The 16156-nt window shown below is 61.4% G+C and carries 19 protein-coding genes; 10 read left to right on the plus strand and 9 right to left on the minus strand.

The annotated features are described in order from the left end of the window. Positions 1–132: 132 nt before the first annotated feature. Positions 133–516, minus strand: a complete 384-nt coding sequence (locus tag AC2YI2_RS27010; RefSeq protein ID WP_487389628.1) for an endonuclease domain-containing protein — start codon at positions 514–516, stop codon at positions 133–135. Positions 517–746: 230 nt separating this feature from the next. Between AC2YI2_RS27010 and rsfS the strand changes: the two genes are divergently transcribed. Beyond that, positions 747–1190: a ribosome silencing factor gene (gene rsfS, locus AC2YI2_RS27015; protein WP_487389629.1), complete on the plus strand. Its 444-nt coding sequence runs from the start codon at positions 747–749 to the stop codon at positions 1188–1190. Positions 1191–1347: 157 nt separating this feature from the next. Further along, a complete protein-coding gene (rlmH, locus tag AC2YI2_RS27020; RefSeq protein ID WP_487389630.1) occupies positions 1348–1830 on the plus strand; it encodes a 23S rRNA (pseudouridine(1915)-N(3))-methyltransferase RlmH in 483 nt (160 codons plus the stop codon). On the opposite strand, the gene AC2YI2_RS27025 is transcribed toward rlmH, so the two are convergent. After that, positions 1818–2558: a gamma-glutamylcyclotransferase gene (locus AC2YI2_RS27025; RefSeq protein WP_487389631.1), complete on the minus strand. Its 741-nt coding sequence runs from the start codon at positions 2556–2558 to the stop codon at positions 1818–1820. The two genes, rlmH and AC2YI2_RS27025, sit on opposite strands and share 13 nt — an antisense overlap. A gap of 226 nt (positions 2559–2784) precedes the next feature. Between AC2YI2_RS27025 and AC2YI2_RS27030 the strand changes: the two genes are divergently transcribed. From AC2YI2_RS27030 to AC2YI2_RS27045, 4 genes are all read left to right on the plus strand, one after another. Beyond that, positions 2785–3495 (plus strand): DNA alkylation repair protein, encoded by a 711-nt coding sequence (locus tag AC2YI2_RS27030; protein WP_487389632.1) that lies wholly within the window; start codon positions 2785–2787, stop codon positions 3493–3495. Between the two features lie 111 nt (positions 3496–3606). Further along, positions 3607–4941, plus strand: a complete 1335-nt coding sequence (locus AC2YI2_RS27035; protein WP_487389779.1) for a murein hydrolase activator EnvC family protein — start codon at positions 3607–3609, stop codon at positions 4939–4941. Continuing rightward, positions 4931–6265 carry a S41 family peptidase gene (locus AC2YI2_RS27040; RefSeq protein ID WP_487389633.1) on the plus strand — a complete coding sequence of 445 codons (1335 nt, stop codon included), beginning with the start codon at positions 4931–4933 and terminating at the stop codon, positions 6263–6265. The genes AC2YI2_RS27035 and AC2YI2_RS27040 overlap by 11 nt, the downstream gene beginning before the upstream one ends. A 55-nt stretch (positions 6266–6320) precedes the next feature. Continuing rightward, positions 6321–7514 carry a divergent polysaccharide deacetylase family protein gene (locus tag AC2YI2_RS27045; protein WP_487389634.1) on the plus strand — a complete coding sequence of 398 codons (1194 nt, stop codon included), beginning with the start codon at positions 6321–6323 and terminating at the stop codon, positions 7512–7514. 12 nt (positions 7515–7526) lie between these two features. Here the strand turns inward: AC2YI2_RS27045 and AC2YI2_RS27050 are convergent, their stop codons facing one another. Beyond that, complete coding sequence (locus AC2YI2_RS27050) at positions 7527–7877, minus strand: CAP-Gly domain protein (protein WP_487389635.1); 351 nt, start codon at positions 7875–7877, stop codon at positions 7527–7529. A gap of 243 nt (positions 7878–8120) precedes the next feature. On the opposite strand from AC2YI2_RS27050, the gene AC2YI2_RS27055 reads away from it, so the two are divergent. Beyond that, entirely contained in the window at positions 8121–8648 is a 528-nt protein-coding gene (locus AC2YI2_RS27055) for an RNA pyrophosphohydrolase (protein ID WP_487389636.1), read from the plus strand. A 144-nt stretch (positions 8649–8792) separates the two neighbouring features. After that, a complete protein-coding gene (locus tag AC2YI2_RS27060) occupies positions 8793–9188 on the plus strand; it encodes a DoxX family protein (protein ID WP_487389637.1) in 396 nt (131 codons plus the stop codon). Positions 9189–9252: 64 nt separating this feature from the next. Here AC2YI2_RS27060 and AC2YI2_RS27065 read toward each other — a convergent pair whose 3' ends face one another. Next, positions 9253–10092, minus strand: coding sequence for an alpha/beta fold hydrolase (locus AC2YI2_RS27065; RefSeq protein ID WP_487389638.1), 840 nt, complete (start codon positions 10090–10092; stop codon positions 9253–9255). A gap of 276 nt (positions 10093–10368) precedes the next feature. Between AC2YI2_RS27065 and AC2YI2_RS27070 the strand changes: the two genes are divergently transcribed. Next, positions 10369–10809, plus strand: coding sequence for a MarR family winged helix-turn-helix transcriptional regulator (locus tag AC2YI2_RS27070; RefSeq protein ID WP_487389639.1), 441 nt, complete (start codon positions 10369–10371; stop codon positions 10807–10809). 289 nt (positions 10810–11098) lie between these two features. Here the strand turns inward: AC2YI2_RS27070 and bfr are convergent, their stop codons facing one another. Together bfr and AC2YI2_RS27080 are read right to left on the minus strand one after the other, a co-directional pair. Further along, positions 11099–11584, minus strand: a complete 486-nt coding sequence (gene bfr, locus AC2YI2_RS27075) for a bacterioferritin (protein WP_487389640.1) — start codon at positions 11582–11584, stop codon at positions 11099–11101. A 131-nt stretch (positions 11585–11715) separates the two neighbouring features. Next, entirely contained in the window at positions 11716–12027 is a 312-nt protein-coding gene (locus tag AC2YI2_RS27080) for a (2Fe-2S)-binding protein (RefSeq protein WP_487389641.1), read from the minus strand. Between the two features lie 175 nt (positions 12028–12202). On the opposite strand from AC2YI2_RS27080, the gene AC2YI2_RS27085 reads away from it, so the two are divergent. Next, positions 12203–12682, plus strand: coding sequence for an N-acetyltransferase family protein (locus AC2YI2_RS27085; RefSeq protein ID WP_487389642.1), 480 nt, complete (start codon positions 12203–12205; stop codon positions 12680–12682). Between the two features lie 163 nt (positions 12683–12845). Here AC2YI2_RS27085 and pncB read toward each other — a convergent pair whose 3' ends face one another. The 3 genes from pncB to AC2YI2_RS27100 form a co-directional block, all read right to left on the minus strand. Beyond that, complete coding sequence (pncB, locus tag AC2YI2_RS27090; RefSeq protein ID WP_487389643.1) at positions 12846–14153, minus strand: nicotinate phosphoribosyltransferase; 1308 nt, start codon at positions 14151–14153, stop codon at positions 12846–12848. Positions 14154–14184: 31 nt separating this feature from the next. After that, a complete protein-coding gene (gene pncA, locus AC2YI2_RS27095; RefSeq protein WP_487389644.1) occupies positions 14185–14784 on the minus strand; it encodes a bifunctional nicotinamidase/pyrazinamidase in 600 nt (199 codons plus the stop codon). Between the two features lie 116 nt (positions 14785–14900). After that, positions 14901–16097 carry an MFS transporter gene (locus AC2YI2_RS27100; protein WP_487389645.1) on the minus strand — a complete coding sequence of 399 codons (1197 nt, stop codon included), beginning with the start codon at positions 16095–16097 and terminating at the stop codon, positions 14901–14903. Positions 16098–16156 lie beyond the last annotated feature (59 nt).

Here is a 16156-nt window from a genome sequence, read left to right on the forward strand (position 1 = left end):
GGGGAGGACTTAATCCAGCTGCCCTCCCATTGCCTAAGGCAACGTCACCACATCCTGTAGCCGTACGAATTCCGTGAGAGGGTGCCGCGAGTTAAGTCCTCCCCCTTGTGGGGAGGATTTAGGAGGGGTCCTTCAGATCTCCGTGTAGTCTTTCAGCAAATGACGAACGTGTCGTTCGATCTCGGCAAAGACATGGTCAGATCCCTCGATCACCTGTCCGTTGTCGAACCTCAAGACCGTAAATCCCTGAGCTTTCAGAAAAGCATCTCTCCGTGCATCGTGAGCCCGTCCTGCCAAGGTCTCGTGCGTATCGCCATCGACCTCGTCAATCAGCCGGGCCGATAGCCATGCAAAATCCGCGATGTAAGGACCAACAGGCGTCTCCCGCCGAAACCGGGCGCCGTAAGGCCTGAACTCGCGGAGCATGTCCCACATATCCCTTTCAGCTTTGGTCAGCTTGCTCCGCAGCGTGCGCGCGCGTTTACGTGCAACGGCATCGATATTTGAATGTGGCACCTGAAGCCTCCCGGCCACACAAGCTATGAATGCCCCTCAGCTTGCCTTGGCATCCCGGAAAGCTCAAGACACCCGCGCTCGACGGAAGGCAAACGGCCGATTTGGCTAAAGTCCCATCCTTGTGCGAAACCTTCCCAATTAACGAATGAGCCTCAATAGTTAACCGCTCTGTCTTGAAAGTTTTAAGGTTTAGTGACTATCTTTGAACATCCGGCACTTGCGCCGGATGCATGACTGTTCAGGTAAGAAAGGACAAATCTCTGACAACAGTGCACGCGAAAGGGGTGGCATCCGTTGCCTACTCCCGGAGCCTGGAACGTAGCGAGACCGCTGCGGCCGAAGCTCTCAAGCTGGTCCTCGAAAGCCTCGAAGACTCAAAAGCTGAAAACGTCATCTCAATCGACATATCAGGCAAATCCGCACTGGGCGACTACATGGTGGTCGTATCCGGTCGCTCGAACCGTCACGTGACGGCGATTGCCGAACATCTGATCGACGATCTCAAGGCCGAAGGCTTCGGCAGCCCGCGTATCGAGGGTTTGGAGATCGGCGACTGGGTGCTGATCGATGCCGGTGACATCATCGTTCATGTCTTCCGCCCGGAAATCCGCGAATTCTACAGTCTCGAAAAGATGTGGGCCGCGCCGGATATGGATGAGGGAACGCTGCATTAAGCAACAGCGACCGCGCGCCATGACGGCGCATCAGGGTTGCGAGCTGCAATACGTGAACAGGCCGCCTTCACCTCGCGGCACTGACACGATAGTAAGCATCTCGAAAGGGCCTCCCCTTTCGTGAGCGGAAATTTGGTCTGGAATTCGAGCGCGCACCATGCGGATTTCATTGTTCGCCGTGGGCAGGCTGAAGTCGGGCCCGGAAAAGGAACTTGCCGAGCGGTATCTTGACCGCTTCGCCAAGACAGGGCCCGCTGTCGGGCTCGAACTCGCAAAAATCATCGAAATCACCGAGAGCCGATCGGGCAATGCCGAAACGCGCAAGCGCGAGGAAGCGGCCGCGCTCGAGAAGATGCTGGGCGACGGCGCCATTCTGATCCTGCTCGACGAACGCGGCAAAGCGCTGGACAGCCCTGCTTTCGCCGACCTGCTCGGCGGCATCCGCGACCAGGGCAAGCGCGACCTGATCATCGCCATCGGCGGGCCGGACGGGCTCGATCCGGACCTAGCCGCCAAGGCCTCCCACATGCTCTGCTTCGGAAAGATGACGTGGCCGCACCAACTGGTGCGGGTCATGCTGGGCGAACAGCTTTATCGCGCCGTGACCATCCTGTCAGGGCATCCCTATCACAGGGTCTGAGCTGCTTCCGGCCGCTGCTCGGCGGCCAGCCGATGAGCATGCGCGCGTTTGATCTTCTCAGCCACGAGATGCTGCAGCCGCCAGAGATTACGATCGCGGATGCCGAACTCTTCGAGATGAGACACCGTGTTGTAGAGATATTCGGCGCAGGAACCGGCATAGCCACAGGCATGTGCAAGCCGCTCGGCGACCTCTTCGAGCGGCAGCTTGAGCGCGATGCCTTCACCAGGTCTGGGTCCGGCCCAGAAGACGAGCGCCCGAAGCTTCTCCGCGCCGGCCTGCAAGTGCACCCAGCGCACCATGTCGAACTCGCTCTGGAATATGATCTCGCGCCGCACGGTCTTGATCAGCTCGGCCTCCCGCCTGTCGTCCGACAGACGGAACGCCACACCGTCGCAGCGGCCGCCGCGATCGAGCGCCATCATCAGGCCCGGGGTCTCAGGCGTGCCGCGCCAGCTCGTGAGCTCCAGGCAGAAGGAGCGGTGCCAACCGATCGCCGTGGCGCGACGGCTCTCGACCGTCTCGAATTCCGGCTTCCAGATCAGCGAGCCATAGGCGAAGATCCAGACCGGATCCGATCCGGCCTCTTCCAGCAGGCGATAGGCGATCGCGTCCTGCTCCGCCTCGGTCAGCAATACCCAGTCTTCCGGGAACCCCTTGTTCTCCTCCTCGCGATAGCAGAGCGCGACGAGTTCTGAGGTGAGAGACATCTGGCGCGGAGGGGCCATGCAGTTGCGATCCATGGATTGTGGTTTGACCTGCCCGAAGGATTCACGAAGAGGACAAATCGCACAACAGGAATTTGGAGCCCTGGGCGGGCGGCCGACATGTGACGATTGCAAGGCGATGCAATATAGAGACGCTATTGTCGGGCGGTTGAGCGCGGATCCACATCCGCTGTCGGATCGGCGTCGCCCGGTTCGTCATTCAGGTGACGCAAGACAGGGGTTGGCAATGGGGAATGGCAGAACCAGCGTGCAGAACGCCGCCGAAGTGGAAGCCGCCCTTCGGGCCATCAGTTCGGAGGCGGCCAAAGCCGATGTCGCGCGCTTCTTTCACGACGGCCTTGGAGAGACCCAGGTGCTGGGCGTCGGCATCGGCAAGGTCTTTCCCGTCGCCAAGGCCCACAAGGACCTGCCGCTCGCCGAAATCGAGGCGCTGCTGGAAAGTGTCTTCTATGAAATGCGCATGGCAGCAGCCGCGATCATGGATTTCCAGGCCCGCGAGAGGAAGCCGGTGAACAGTCACGCCGAACTCTACGAGCTCTATCTGCGCCGCCATGACCGGCTCGACAATTGGGATCTCGTCGATCGCGCCGCGATCCATGTCGTCGGTAGGTTTCTCGAGGACAAGCCGCGAGACCCGCTCTATGAACTGGCGCGGTCGCCGGATCCGTGGCGGCGGAGGACGGCAGTGGTGGCGACGGCCTATTATCTCCGCAAAGGCGATCCGGCCGAACTTTTCGCCATCAGCGAAATCCTTGCCGGCGATTCGCATGTCATGGTGCAGAAGGCCTTCAGTTCCTGGATCAGAACCGCAGGCGATACACATCCGGAGCGGCTGAGGGCGTTTCTCGCGGCGAACCGCGATCGGATGTCGGCCACGGCGCTGCGCATTGCCACGGAGAAGATGTCCGATGAAGAGAAGGCCCGATTCAGGCGCTGACGCCTCCCTTCCCCCCAGCCTCAAATAAGCTTAACCTGCCAGTCATAGCGGGTTATGCGCAATACGATGCGGATCGGAACAGGACGGACAGGCTGGGGGCGGGTCGTCGCGATGGCGGCGGCCGGGCTGGCGTTTGCGCTGCCGGTGGCCTCGCCGTCGCAGGAGATGGATCCGATACCCACCGAGACCGGTACCTCGCTGGGTGCGCTCACCATCAAGCGCAATGCCACGGAAAGCGAACTCCAGGACCTCGCCAAGACGCTGGCTGATGCCAAGGCGCGGGCGACGGAACTCGAGCAATCCATTGCCGGCATCGAGCGGACGACGGCCGGGCTGCGTGAAGCGCTCGTCGCTTCGGCCGGCAAACGCAAGGATCTGGAGCGGCAGGTCATCGCCAACGAGGACCGGCTGAGGGATCTCGCCGGCAAGGAGGCACAAGCGAAAAAATCGCTGCACGCCCGCCGCGGGCTGCTGGCCGAAGTGCTCGCCGCCCTTCAGCGCATGGGGCGCAATCCGCCGCCCGCGCTGCTGGTCACGCCCGACGATGCGCTATCCTCGGTGCGGTCGGCGATCCTGCTCGGCGCCGTGGTTCCCGGCATCCGCGGCGAGACGGAAAAGCTCGCGGCCGATCTCGACGCGCTTGCCAAGGTGAGGAAGGACATCGCGGCCGAACGCGAGAGCTATGTCCGCACCATGGCCTCCGCGATCGAGGAGGAGCAGAAGATGACGCTGCTCGCCGCCGAGAACGATAAACTGAATGTGAAGAACCGCGCCGAACTCGAAAGCGAGAAGAAGCGCGCGGAGGAACTGGCCACCCGCGCGACCAGCCTCGAAGGCCTGATTTCCTCGATCGAGAGCGAGATTTCCTCGGCGAAAGCAGCGGCCGAAGCGGCCAAGGTGGAAGAGGCCAGGCGCGCCAAACTGACGCCCGAGGAACGCGCCAAACTCGATGGCGACCAGAGCCTGCCCGACAAAAACCGCATTGCGCCCGCATACGCGTTTTCGGCCCTCAAGGCCAAGCTCGACCTGCCGGTTGCCGGTGATGTGCTAAGATTGTTCGGCGACGATGACGGGACCGGGCACTCGGCTCAAGGCATTACCGTTGCGGCCAAGGCCGGCATGGTGGTGACGGCGCCCGCGGACGGATGGGTGATGTTTGCAGGACCATTCCGCAGCTACGGGCAGATGGTCATCATGAATGCGGGGGACGGCTACCACATCGTATTATCGGGCATGGATTCCGTGACCGCCAAGCAAGGACAGTTCGTCGTGGCCGGGGAACCGCTCGGCCAGATGGGCGAGAAGAGAATAGCAAGTGCGGCAGGGATGCATCTGGAAACCGACCGCCCCACGCTGTACATAGAATTTCGCAAGGACGGCAAACCGGTCGATTCGAAGGCCTGGTGGTCCGTCAAAGATCTCGGAAAGGCACGCAATGCTACGTAAGACTTCTCTTGTGCTTCTCGGAGCGCTTCTGGGTTCGACCGCCATGATCGGCGTCTATGCCGCCGGCATTCCCGCCAATGCAGCGGGGTCGTCGACCTACAAGGAGCTGTCGATTTTCGGTGAAGTGTTCGAGCGTGTGCGCGCCCAATATGTGACGCCGCCGGACGAGGCGAAGCTGGTGGAGTCGGCGATTTCGGGCATGCTGACGTCGCTGGATCCGCATTCGAGCTATATGAACGCCAAGGATGCCGACGACATGCGCACCCAGACCAAGGGTGAATTCGGCGGTCTCGGCATCGAAGTCACGATGGAAAACGACCTCGTCAAGGTCATTACCCCGATCGACGACACGCCGGCCGCCAAGGCAGGCGTGCTGGCAGGCGACATGATCTCCAAGATCGACGGCCAGGACGTGCGCGGCCTCAAGCTCGAGGAAGCGGTCGACAAGATGCGTGGTGAGGTCGGTGCGCCGATCACGCTGACCATCCTGCGCAAGGGCGCCGACAAGCCGATCGACATCACGCTGAAGCGCGACGTCATCGCCGTGCAGGCCGTCAAGGTCCGTGTCGAGGGCGATGTCGGCTATCTCCGCGTCATCTCTTTCACCGAGAAGACCTATGATGACCTTAAGAAGGGCATCGAGAAGATCCAGGCCCAGGTGCCGAACGACAAGCTCAAGGGCTTCGTCCTCGACCTGCGTCTCAACCCGGGCGGTCTGCTCGACCAGGCGATCAATGTCTCCGACGCCTTCCTCGACAAGGGCGAGATCGTCTCGACGCGCGGCCGTATCGAAACCGAAACGCGGCGCTTCTCGGCGACCGAAGGCGACCTGATCAACGGCAAGCCGGTGATCGTGCTGACCAATGGCGGCTCGGCTTCGGCGTCGGAAATCGTCGCCGGCGCGCTGCAGGATCTCAAGCGCGCAACCGTTCTCGGCACGCGCTCCTTCGGCAAGGGGTCGGTCCAGACTATTATTCCGCTCGGCGACAATGGCGCGCTGCGCCTGACCACGGCGCTCTATTACACGCCGTCGGGCAAGTCGATCCAGGGCATCGGCATCACGCCCGACATCACCGTCGAGCAGCCGATCCCGGCCGAACTGCAGGGCAAGCTCGAGAAGGCTGCCGAATCCTCGCTCAAGGGCCATATCAAGGGCGCCGACGAGAACGACGAGGGTTCCGGCTCGCAGGCCTATGTGCCGCCGGATCCGAAGGACGACGTGCAGCTCGCTGCCGCCCTCGACCTGCTGCGCGGCAAGAAGATCGACGCGCATTTCCCGCCGGACCAGAAGAAGGCCGTCGAAGTCGAACAGAAGAAGCCGTAAGGTTTCACGCGGCGGGCACCACCCGCCGCGTTTTTGATTCGGACGGACGGCAGATTTGAGCGGCATCAACACGCCACTGGGACAGGACAGGAAGCCGGCGAGACGACTCTCGCCCGGCTTTCTTTCATTCGGGCGCTTTCTTCTCGTCTTCGGCGGCCTCATGCTGGCCGGCGTGTCCTTCTATGCAGCGATGGGACCGGAGAACATCGAAAAGCCTGAAGTCGCCTCCGTCGAGCAGAAGCCGGCCGACGCGAACCAGGTGGTTGTCCAGACCGACGCCAAGACTCCAGAGCAAACTGACAAGCTGAACCATACCCGGCCGCATGACGGAGCCAATGTCGAAAAGCAGGTGATGGACGACGGCTCGGTGGTGACGAAATTCACGCCGAAGAACCGCGACAAGGATGGCCCTGTCGTCATCGACGCCACCGCCCAGAATCCGCAAGATCCGAAGACCGCCGACCTACCCGACGAGGCATTGCTCGAGGAGACACCCGAGGGCAAGCTGCCCATCGTCGCCGCCGACGGCACGCGGCCGGTCGACCGCTATGCCCGGCCATGGTCCGGCGCCCGCGGCACACGCGTCGCCATCGTCATCGGCGGCCTCGGGCTCAGCCAGAGCGGCACGCAGCGCGCGCTCGACACGCTGCCGGAGGATATCACCCTCGCCTTTGCCGCCAACGGCAACTCGCTGTTCCGCTGGATGCCGGTGGCCCGCAAAGGCGGCCACGAGATCCTGCTGCAGCTGCCGCTGGAACCGTTTGATTACCCGGATAACAATCCCGGCCGGCTGACCCTGGTCAGCTCGGATTCGGCGGCCACGAACCTCAAGCGCCTGCACGAGGCAATGGGCCGGATGACCAACTATACTGGCGTGATGAACTATCTCGGCGGCCGTTTCCTCGCAGATGCCGAGGCACTTGAGCCGGTCATGCAGGACATTTCCAACCGCGGATTGCTGTTCCTCGACGATGGCTCATCGGCGCAGTCACTCTCGGGCACCTACGCCAAGGCCTTCGGCGGCCCCCATGCCTTCGCCGATGTCGTGCTCGACCAGGAGGTCAGCAAGGCGTCGGTACTCAAGAAGCTGGACGAACTGGAGCGCATTGCGCTCCGCAAGGGCACGGCGATTGGGGTCGCCTCGGCATTCGACGAGAGTGTCGATGCCGTGACCGAATGGGCGCGCAATGCACAGGGCCGCGGCATCGAGATCGTCGGGGTTTCAGTGCTGGCGGACGTGCCGGAGTGAGGCTTAGAGCGCTCACACCTTCTCTTTTTTCCGCACCGGGGCCTTGGGCTTTTCCTCCGGCGGAACATCAGGGCTCGGAGCGAGAAGCTTCCTCAGCGAACCTATCCTGTCTTTCACCAGCGGCCTGAACCGCGATGCGCGGTACGGCATGTCGGCCGCGCCATAGCCTTCGGGCCCATCGTCATTGCCGCGATGAATTTCCTCGAGCTTGATCCCGAGAAACTCGCCATCGACATAGTGCGAGTACATGCCGACCCAGCGGATGGTATAGATCTGGCCCTTGCGGATAACCTGGTCTATCGAGACATTCTTGAATTTGTCATCGATGCAAACAACCTGCTGGCCAACATAGAAATCGTTCATCGCCGTCTCCGATCCGCATGCAATCTGTTACGTCGATACGGGGCGGCTATCAACCCGTTTCCCCCGAACTGTTTGCCGGGGTCTGCACGTCGATATAGATGTTGATGCGACATTTGTCGGGCCGCGTTGCTGTCGCACGCTATCTGAGCCAGGCACTTCGCCGACGTGGCGACCTGAGAGAAGCTGAGCCTTGTGAGGTCGCCTGGGGAGGGCTATTCATCATCGATATTGTTGAGGACTCCCATGACCAAGAAAACCGTCCGCGCCGAAGATCTCCCCTATCGCCCCTGTGTCGGCATCATGGTGCTGAACCGCGCGGGCCTCGTCTGGGCCGGCAGGCGCACGCCGATCGGCAATTCCGAATATGATGGTTCGCCCCAGCTCTGGCAGATGCCGCAGGGCGGGATCGACAAGGGGGAGGATCCGGAGAAGGCGGCATACCGTGAACTCTACGAGGAGACCGGTATGGAGACGGTAACGCTGCTCGCGCGCTCGAAGGGCTGGATCAATTACGACCTGCCGCCGGAGCTCATCGGCATCGGCCTCAAGGGCAAATACCGCGGCCAGACGCAGGCCTGGTTCGCGTTTCGCTTCACGGGTGAGGAGAGCGAAATCCAGATAGCCCCGCCGCCGGGTGGCCACGAGCAGGAATTCGACGAATGGGCGTGGAAGCCGATGGAGGACCTGCCGGAACTGATCGTTCCATTCAAGCGGGCAGTCTATGATCAGGTGGTTGCCGAGTTTCGGCATCTATCCGTGACGACCGTATAACTATCGGATATTGCTAGAGGAAATGGGAACTCTCCGTTCACGAAAATCTTATCAATCGTGAACTCCATCTGTCATCACAGGCCTTGCCGGCTTCTCCGTGACGTGAAAGTGGAGGACGCAGATAAGATTATCAAGGAGCTCCCGATGGCTATCACAAACACCCTTAACCCCTGGGCGCCGCGCGTGCTCTCCGTCGTCCGCATCGTTGCGGGCCTGATCTTCCTGGCGCATGGCTCGCAGAAGCTGCTCGGCTTCCCGGCAAGCGACATGAACCCGCCTGTCTTCTCCATCTTCTGGTTCGCCGGAGCGATCGAGTTGATCGCCGGCACGCTGATCACGATCGGCCTGTTCACCCGTCCGGCGGCCTTCATCGCCTCGGGCACGATGGCCTTTGCTTATTTCATCGCGCATGCGCCGCAGAACTTCTTCCCGGCGCTCAATGGTGGCGATGCAGCGATCCTATATTGCTTCTTCTTCCTCTACCTGGTCTTCGCCGGCCCGGGCAGCTGGAGCATCGACGCGCAACGCGGCACGGCATAAGCTCAACCCTGCCAAGGAATGGATAGGCGCCGGTCTCACGACCGGCGCCTTTTTATGGCTGTGCTCAAGCCTTGAAGAATTCGAGCAGACCGGCATTGACGACGTCAGGATGGGTCGTTGCCATGCCGTGCGGCAGGCCGTCATAGACAACGAGCGTGCCCTTCTTCAGCAGCTTGATGGCAAGGTGAGCCGAGTCGTCGATCGGCACGATCTGGTCGTCGCTGCCATGCATCACGAGCACGGGCACGTCGATGGTCTTGAGGTCCTCCGTGAAATCGGTTTCCGAAAAGGCCTTGATGCAATCGTAATGGGCCTTGGCGCCGCCCATCATGCCCTGCCGCCACCAATTCTGGATCACGCCTTCCGACACCTGGGCGCCCGGACGGTTGAAGCCATAGAACGGTCCTGCCGGAACATCGCGGAAGAACTGAGCGCGGTTGGCGACCAGCGCTGCACGGAAGCCGTCGAACACCTCGATCGGCAGGCCGCCCGGATTGTTCTCCGTCTTCAGCATGATCGGCGGCACAGCGCCAAGCAGCACGGCCTTGGAGACACGACCGCCGCCGCCATATTGCGCGACGTAACGGGCAACCTCGCCGCCGCCGGTCGAATGGCCGACATGGATGGCGTTCTTGAGGTCGAGATGCTTGACCACTTCGGCGACATCGGCCGCGTAAGTGTCCATCTCGTTGCCTGTTGCTGTCTGGGTAGAGCGGCCATGACCACGACGGTCATGGGCGATGACGCGGTAGCCCTTGTCGAGGAAGAACAGCATCTGGTTGTCCCAATCATCAGCCGAAAGCGGCCAGCCATGATGGAAAACGATCGGCTGGGCATCCTTTGAGCCCCAATCCTTGTAGAAGATGCGGGTGCCGTCCTTGGTGGTCACGAAGCTGTCGGTCATGGTGGTGTTCTCCTTGATGGCGGTTTGGGAGGATGCGTGTGCAGGTTGTACGAAATTCGGGGCAGAGACAACGGCAATCAGTCCGAGCCCTGTTTTCATGACATCTCTTCGTGTCGCTATTGTCTCAATCATTGCTGTTTCCTTCGATATTGCGATATTTAATATCGCGATATCAATATGCATAGAGGATGATTCTCGGTCTGTCCAGCGATTTCTTTATCGCGATATCATTTTTTGTGATATTATATGCGACATAAACGAAACCACGAGCTAGTGATGACCAAGTTCACCCCCCGCCCCCTCGACGAACAGCTCTGCTTCACGCTCTATGCCACCAGCATGGCTGTCACCCGCATGTACAAGCCGATGCTCGACCGCATGGGCATCACCTATCCGCAATATCTCGTGCTCGCCGCCCTCGGCGAACAGGACGGACTGACAGTCGGCGCGATCGCCGACCGGCTGTCGCTCGAATCGAGCACGGTCACCCCGCCGATCAAGCGCATGGAGCAGGCCGGGTTGGTGGAACGCCAGCGCAGCAAGGAGGATGAGCGGCAGGTCAATGTATTCATGACCGCGCAGGGCCGGCGATTGCTGGAGGAAAGCCAGTGTCTTGGCGATACACTGGTCGAGCGGTCCAGGATGACGAGCGAGGATGTGCAGGGGTTGAATGGGCGGATGAAGCGGTTTCTGGCGGCGGTGAATGAGGAGGGGTGAGAGTCGCCCCAACGGCATTACCCCTCACCAACTTCGGCCAAGGCTTCGCTGTGCTCACCCGGCCTGCGTATCCTCTGCCACAAGGGGAGAGGCGGGGTGCCACAAGATCGGCCTCAACTGAGGCGAGCGCCGCCGCAGGTCTACCTCTCCCCTTGTGGGAGAGGATAGCAAGCCCGTGAGAGGCAAAGCCGATCACATGGGCGCGCTTGGTGAGGGGTGAAACGCTCCCCCAAACGCAAAACCCCGGCCCACAGAGCCGGGGTCTGCAAATCTCGCATCCAAAATCCGATTATTCGGCTTCGTTCGCCGGCTCAGCGTTGAGCTGGCCGTACTTCTCTTCGCCGATCTTGCCGAGCAGGTCGATCTGGGTTTCGAGGAAGTCGATGTGACCTTCCTCGTCGCCCAGCAGCTCTTCGAACAGCTTCATCGAGACATAGTCACCGGCCGCGTGACAGATGTCGCGGGACTGCTTGTAGGCCGTGCGCGCATCATATTCGCCGGCCAGGTCGGCTTCGAGAACTTCCTTGACGTTCTGGCCGATGCGCAGCGGCGCGAGCGTCTGCAGATTGGGATGGCCTTCGAGGAAAATGATGCGGGCAACCAGGCGGTCGGCATGGTGCATCTCTTCGATCGATTCGGCCCGCTCCTTCTTGGCGAGCTTCTGGTAGCCCCAATCCTCGAGCAGGCGGTAGTGCACCCAGTACTGATTGACGGCACCGAGCTCCAGAAACAGTGCCTGGTTCAGACGTTCGATGACCTTCGGATCGCCCTTCATCTTGGTTCTCCCTTCATGATTGCGCGACCGCGATCAATGGCAGGATTTCGTCCCGCTGTCGAGAGAACTGGAACGATTCAAATCGCCCGTTGTTGCGGGCAACACTTTGGCAGGATGGGAAAAAGGCGGGATCAGGCGACCTGGGTCAGGCGCTGGCGACGCTCGATGATCTCGGTCTTCTGCTCAGCGCCGAAGACCTTGAGCCGCTCGATGAACACCACGACATCGTCACCCTGGGACTGGCGAACAGCATGATATTCCTCCGTGGTCTTGACGATGAGGTCGACGACGTTGGGGAAACAACCGCAGCAGCGGCCGCGCTTCTGCATGGCGTGATAGACCTTGCCCGGCACGATGAGCTGCCAACAGTCTTCATCGAGAAGTGAGGTGATCACTTCCTTGATGTCCTTGTCGGTGATCAGGTTGCAGGAGCAGACCAGCATGGCAGAATAGTCCGGACAGAATTCGAGTTGCCTCCCTTATCTAAAAGGCGACCGCTTCTGTCAAGATAACTATTGTCGCAGGTGCAAAATGAGAGTGCGGGCGCAGAACCATGCGTGCAGTTGACAGCGTCGCGCGGTTCTTTCATCTCAGGACCAGCATATCAGGAGCCCGCCCATGAGCCTTACCGTCCGCGAAGCCACGCCTTCGGATGCCGTTATCATTCTCCGATTCGTCCGCGAACTCGCAGATTACGAGAAGGCGATCCAAGAGGTCGAGGCAACCGAGGAGACGGTGCGCGCTTCGATCTTTGGCGATGGCTCGGTGACACGGGCGCTGATCGCGGAGCATGATGGCGTGGCGATCGGCATGGCCGTCTACTTCTTCAGCTATTCGACCTGGCAGGCAAAGAACGGACTCTATCTCGAAGACCTCTATGTGACGCCGGAGGCCCGTGGTGTCGGCGCCGGCAAGGCGCTGCTGCGGCGCCTGGCGCAGATTGCCCTTGAGAGGGGCTGCGGCCGCTTCGAATGGAGCGTGCTCGACTGGAACGAGCCGTCGATTCGCGTCTATGAGGCGATCGGGGCTGAGGCGCAGAAAGAATGGGTGCGGTATCGGCTGGCCGGGGAGAAGCTGGCGCAATTTGCCCGGGGATGAATGACGTCGGCGGCTGGCTCCACACCGCTTCTCCCCTTGGGGAGAAGCGCCGAGCGCATGCGAGGCGATGAGGGGTTCTCGGCCGCGTGCTCTGCGTTGGTGGGAACCCCTCATCCGGCCTCCGGCCACCTTCTCCCCAAGGGGAGAAGCGGAGGGGCCATCCTCAGACCTTCACCACCTGCTTGACGAAATCCTCGGTGCCGAAGAACTTCTTGTAGCGCTCGACCTCCGACGTAACACCCGTCGCCTTGTTGGGATTGTCGGACAGCTTCACCGCCGGCCGGCCATTGGCTTCCGTGACCTTGCATACGACAGAGATCGGATTGAGTCCGGTCGCCTCGTCCGGCGCACAGCCCTCGAAATCATTGGTCAGGTTGGTACCCCAACCAAAACTCATGCGGACCCGGCCGTGGAAATGCTTGTAGGTCTCGATGATCGTGTCGACGTCGAGGCCGTCGGAGAAGATCAGCAGCTTCTCGCGCGGGTCGCGGCCGTGCTCCTTCCACCACGTGATGATCTTCTCGCCGCCCTCGATCGGCGGGGCGCTGTCGGGGCGGAAGCCGGTCCAGTCGGCGACCCAGTCGGGAGCGTGCCGCAGGAACGAGGTGGTGCCGAAAGCGTCGGGCAGCACGATCAGCAGGTTGCCGCCATAGAGCCGTTCCCAGTCTTTCAGGATCTTGTATGGCGCCTCGGCGAGTTCCGCATCTGTCTCGGCAAGTGCCGCGCTGACCATTGGCAGTTCATGCGCATTGGTGCCGACGGCTTCGAGATCCGAGTCCATGGCGAGCAGCACGTTGGACGAGCCGGTGAAGGCCGGGCCGATGCCTTCCTTCAGTGCCTGCACGCACCAGCGGTGCCAGAGGAAAGAATGGCGGCGGCGGGTGCCGAAGTCGGAGATCCTGAGCCCCGGATATTGCTTGAGCCGCTCGACCTTGTCCCACATCTTCGCCTTGGCGCGGGCATAGAGGACATCGAGCGCGAACTGGCCCATGCCCTTCATCGCCGCGCGCGAGCGCAGTTCGTTGATGATCGCCAGCGCCGGGATTTCCCACATCGTCGTCTCGCACCAGCGGCCGGCAAAGGTCAGCTCGTACTGGCCGTCCTTTTTTTCGAGCTCGTAGTCCGGCAGCTTGAAATCGGCGAGCCAGGCCAGGAATTCCGGCTCGAAGATCTGCTTGCGGCCGTAGAACGTGTTACCCGCGAGCCAGATCATTTCCTTCTTGGAGAATCGGAGATCGCGCGCATGGTCGAGCTGGTCGCGCAGTTCATGTTCGTCGATATCGTCTGCGAGACGGACGGATTTCGTCCGGTTGATGACCGAGAAGGTCGTGTGCACGTCAGGATGCATCTTCCAGATCATCTGCAGCATCAAGAGCTTGTAGAAATCGGTGTCGAGCAGCGAGCGCACGATCGGGTCGAGCTTCCAGGCATGGCTCCAGACGCGGCGTGCGATATCGGTCTTTGCGGCCATGGCGGCCTCCTTGCATCAAATGGGCGAGGTTTCAGGCGAGCGTGACGCCGTCGGCCTTCATCTTCTCCGTCATCGCAGCCATCGATCCCCCAAGGTCGATGCCGCGACAGGCGTCGAGAATGACAGTGGTGGAAAGGCCATGACGCACCGCGTCGATCGCCGAGAAAGCGACGCAGAAATCCGTGGCGAGGCCGCAGAGCGTGACCTCCGCAATACCGCGCTCCTTCAGATAGCCGCCGAGGCCGGTCGGTGTCGTGTGGTCGTTTTCGAAGAAGGCCGAATAGGAGTCGATATCCTTGCGGAAACCCTTGCGGATCACGAGCTCGGCCCTGGTCCATTCCAGCGCATCGTGGAACTCGGCACCGCGCGTGCCCTGGATGCAATGATCCGGCCACAGCGTCTGCGGGCCATAGGGCATGTCGACCATCTCGAACGGCGACTTTCCGGGATGACTCGAGGCAAAGCTCGAATGGCCGGCGGGATGCCAGTCCTGTGTCAGCACGACGTGGTCGTGAGCGGCAATCAGGCGATTGATCGCGGGTATGATCTCGTCGCCGCCGGCAACCGCCAGCGCACCGCCCGGGCAGAAATCATACTGCAAGTCGATGACAACAAGCGCTTTCCCGGCCATGACGCACCCCCTCAAACCTAGCGCAAAAGGTCAATCATGTTTGGTGGCTGTGCACAAGGGCATTGCAACGCGTGGCGGTCGGCTGACCGGTGCCGCGCCAAATGCAACCATCGCCCTCAATGCCCGTTGATCCCATCTGCATGCCGCATGAGGTTCGACAGCAGCAGCACCACGATCAGCAGCATCGGCGTGCCGATGAAGATCGCGGCAAAGCCGGTATGCTCGGCGACGAAGCCGAAAAGGGTCGGCAGGAAGAGCGTGCCGGAATAGCCCATGATGGTCACGACCGAGATGCCGACGCCCTTGGCCATGCCCGGCAGGTTTCCCGCCGCGGAGAAGGCGATGGGCACCATGTTGGAGACACCGATGCCGCAGAGCGCGAAGCCTGCAATGGCGACATAGGCATTGGGAGCGAGGCCGGCGATCATGGTGCCGGTAAAGGCGATGACGCCGGAGACCTGCATTGTGCGGACGGCACCGAAGCGATCGCGGATCCCATCCCCGAAGAGGCGGACAACGGTCATCATGCCGTGCATGGCGCCTGCGCCAAGTGCCGCGACGGTGAGCGTCGCACTCAGTTCGCGGTTGAGATAGAGCGCCGACCAGTCGATAATCACACCTTCCTGCACCATGCAGAACAACGCCACGATGCCGATGATCCAGGGCAGCGGGCTCTTGAAGATGCTGGTCTTCGCCGCGCCCTCGGCATGATGTTCCTCGACATGCGGGCCATCGGGCATCAGCATGGAAAAGGCGACGAACAGCACGCCGGCATTGACGACGGTGATGATGACCGAATGCGTGACCGGCCCGAAATTGTCGATCATATAGCCGCTGACGGAGGAGCCGATCAGGCCGCCCAGGCTCCAGAAGGCGTGGCAGGACGACATGATCGCCTTGCGCATCGACTTCTCGACCTCGACCGCATTGGCATTCATCGCGACATCCATGGCACCGGCGAAGCCGCCGAACAGGAAGACGGCGATGCCAGCGGTCCAGACATTGGGCGCGAGCGAGATGAGCAGCATGGCGAAGACGAAGATGCTTGCCGTCACCTTGGCCACCACCGTCGAGCCGTAGCGGGCGATCTGTGAGCCGGCGATCGGCATGATGGTGACCGAGCCGATGCCGTAGCAGACCACCAGCAGGCTGACATAGAATGGCGAGAGCACCAGCCGCTCGGCCAGCTCCGGCACCTTGAGCGACCAGGCGCCGGCATAGAGGCCGTTGGCGAGGAAGAGCAGCTTGACGGCGATCCGCTCGCGCGGATAGCGGCCTGTAAGGGCGGGCGAAGTCACAGTGTTGTCTGCCATGGTTCTATCCAGGTTCGGGGCGCCGGCCCCATGTTCCAAGGTCTGTTGGCGCGAGCCCC

This window comes from Rhizobium sp. SRI_017, assembly GCF_057586295.1.

What these genes read in the sequence shown, in the direction of transcription:
- rsfS (WP_487389629.1), top strand. Translation starts at nt 747, where the DNA reads ATGACTGTTCAGGTAAGAAAGGACAAATCTCTGACAACAGTGCACGCG.
- rlmH (WP_487389630.1), top strand. Translation starts at nt 1,348, where the DNA reads ATGCGGATTTCATTGTTCGCCGTGGGCAGGCTGAAGTCGGGCCCGGAA.
- AC2YI2_RS27025 (WP_487389631.1), bottom strand. Translation starts at nt 2,558, where the DNA reads ATGGCCCCTCCGCGCCAGATGTCTCTCACCTCAGAACTCGTCGCGCTC.
- AC2YI2_RS27030 (WP_487389632.1), top strand. Translation starts at nt 2,785, where the DNA reads ATGGGGAATGGCAGAACCAGCGTGCAGAACGCCGCCGAAGTGGAAGCC.
- AC2YI2_RS27035 (WP_487389779.1), top strand. Translation starts at nt 3,607, where the DNA reads ATGGCGGCGGCCGGGCTGGCGTTTGCGCTGCCGGTGGCCTCGCCGTCG.
- AC2YI2_RS27040 (WP_487389633.1), top strand. Translation starts at nt 4,931, where the DNA reads ATGCTACGTAAGACTTCTCTTGTGCTTCTCGGAGCGCTTCTGGGTTCG.
- AC2YI2_RS27050 (WP_487389635.1), bottom strand. Translation starts at nt 7,877, where the DNA reads ATGAACGATTTCTATGTTGGCCAGCAGGTTGTTTGCATCGATGACAAA.
- AC2YI2_RS27055 (WP_487389636.1), top strand. Translation starts at nt 8,121, where the DNA reads ATGACCAAGAAAACCGTCCGCGCCGAAGATCTCCCCTATCGCCCCTGT.
- AC2YI2_RS27060 (WP_487389637.1), top strand. Translation starts at nt 8,793, where the DNA reads ATGGCTATCACAAACACCCTTAACCCCTGGGCGCCGCGCGTGCTCTCC.
- AC2YI2_RS27065 (WP_487389638.1), bottom strand. Translation starts at nt 10,092, where the DNA reads ATGACCGACAGCTTCGTGACCACCAAGGACGGCACCCGCATCTTCTAC.
- AC2YI2_RS27070 (WP_487389639.1), top strand. Translation starts at nt 10,369, where the DNA reads ATGACCAAGTTCACCCCCCGCCCCCTCGACGAACAGCTCTGCTTCACG.
- bfr (WP_487389640.1), bottom strand. Translation starts at nt 11,584, where the DNA reads ATGAAGGGCGATCCGAAGGTCATCGAACGTCTGAACCAGGCACTGTTT.
- AC2YI2_RS27080 (WP_487389641.1), bottom strand. Translation starts at nt 12,027, where the DNA reads ATGCTGGTCTGCTCCTGCAACCTGATCACCGACAAGGACATCAAGGAA.
- AC2YI2_RS27085 (WP_487389642.1), top strand. Translation starts at nt 12,203, where the DNA reads ATGAGCCTTACCGTCCGCGAAGCCACGCCTTCGGATGCCGTTATCATT.
- pncB (WP_487389643.1), bottom strand. Translation starts at nt 14,153, where the DNA reads ATGGCCGCAAAGACCGATATCGCACGCCGCGTCTGGAGCCATGCCTGG.
- pncA (WP_487389644.1), bottom strand. Translation starts at nt 14,784, where the DNA reads ATGGCCGGGAAAGCGCTTGTTGTCATCGACTTGCAGTATGATTTCTGC.
- AC2YI2_RS27100 (WP_487389645.1), bottom strand. Translation starts at nt 16,097, where the DNA reads ATGGCAGACAACACTGTGACTTCGCCCGCCCTTACAGGCCGCTATCCG.